Source organism: Daeguia caeni (assembly GCF_042653845.1).
GTDB classification, from domain to species: Bacteria; Pseudomonadota; Alphaproteobacteria; order Rhizobiales; family Rhizobiaceae; genus Brucella; species Brucella caeni.
The window spans coordinates 1-1267 of the sequence record NZ_JBHSEL010000068.1 but is presented as its reverse complement, the minus strand read 5'-3'; the positions used below and the strand labels follow the sequence as shown (position 1 = coordinate 1267).

Below are 1267 nucleotides of genomic sequence, written 5' to 3'. Positions count from 1 at the left end.
TGGTCTGCCCCCTGAAAAGTGGTCCTCCCTGAAGTAAACTATTGAGCCGTAGGAGGACGTTGGAATGCCGCAGAAGAAGCACAAGCCGGAAGAGATTGTCTCGAAACTACGCCAGGTCGATATTCTGTTGTCGCAAGGACGCTCGGTTAGCGAAGCGGTTCGCACAATCGGCGTAACACAGTTCACCTATTACCGGTGGCGCAAAGAATTTGGTGGCTTGAAAGGCGATCAGGTGAGGCGTCTGAAGGAGCTCGAGAAAGAGAACGACCGGTTGCGCAAGGCTGTGTCGGACCTGACGCTCGAGAAGCTGATCCTGAAAGAGGCTGCCTCGGGAAACTACTGAGCCCCGCCCGCCGCCGTCGCTGCGTCGATCATGTCATGGCAAAGTTCTCCGTCTCGGAGCGGTTTGCCTGCAAGGTCCTCGGCCAGCATCGCTCGACCCAGCGCAAGAAGCCCCAAGGCCGGCCGGATGAAGAGGCGCTCACCGCCGACATTATCCGGCTCGCTTCCCGGTATGGCCGCTATGGCTATCGTCGGATCACGGCGATGTTGCGGTCCGAGGGCTGGACGGTGAACGCCAAGCGTGTCGAACGCATCTGGCGGCGGGAGGGTCTGAAGGTTCCCCAGAAGCAACCGAAGCGAGGTCGTCTCTGGCTGAATGACGGATCGTGCGTCCGGCTTCGGCCGGAGCACCCCAACCATGTCTGGTCTTATGACTTCGTCGAGAGCCGGACCCACGATGGCAGAAAGTTCCGCATGCTCAACATCATCGACGAGTTCACCCGGGAGTGCTTGGCGATCCGCATCGCTCGCAAACTCAACTCGACCGACGTCATCGACGCCCTGTCGGACCTGTTCATCCTGCGCGGTGTACCCGGCCATGTTCGTTCCGACAACGGCCCGGAGTTCATCGCCAAAGCGGTGCGGGAGTGGATTGTCGCCGTCGGTGCGAAGACCGCGTTCATCGAGCCGGGAAGCCCGTGGGAGAACGGCTACTGCGAGAGCTTCAACTCGAAACTCCGAGATGAACTGCTCAACGGTGAGATCTTCTACAGCCTCGCCGAGGCCAAGGTCATCATCGAGGCATGGCGGCGCTATTACAACACCGAGCGGCCACACTCATCGCTCGGCTATAAACCGCCAGCACCGGAGGCCATAATCTGGCCCGCGCCGTCACGCGGGTCAGCGCCATCATCTGCCCAGATGATGGCTCAGAAGCCGATCATGCATTAAGATTGAAACCGGACCACATCATAGGGGCAGGCCA

General features: G+C 59.9%; 1 protein-coding gene. It reads left to right on the top strand.

The features are described from left to right. Positions 1–64: 64 nt before the first annotated feature. Positions 65–1233, top strand: a protein-coding gene (locus tag ACFO1V_RS09425) for an IS3 family transposase (RefSeq protein WP_374834785.1) whose coding sequence is annotated in 2 segments (ribosomal slippage) — positions 65–329 and positions 329–1233 — 1170 coding nt in all. Because the reading frame shifts where the segments join, the coding sequence is not laid out codon by codon here. The last annotated feature ends 34 nt before the right edge of the window (positions 1234–1267 follow it).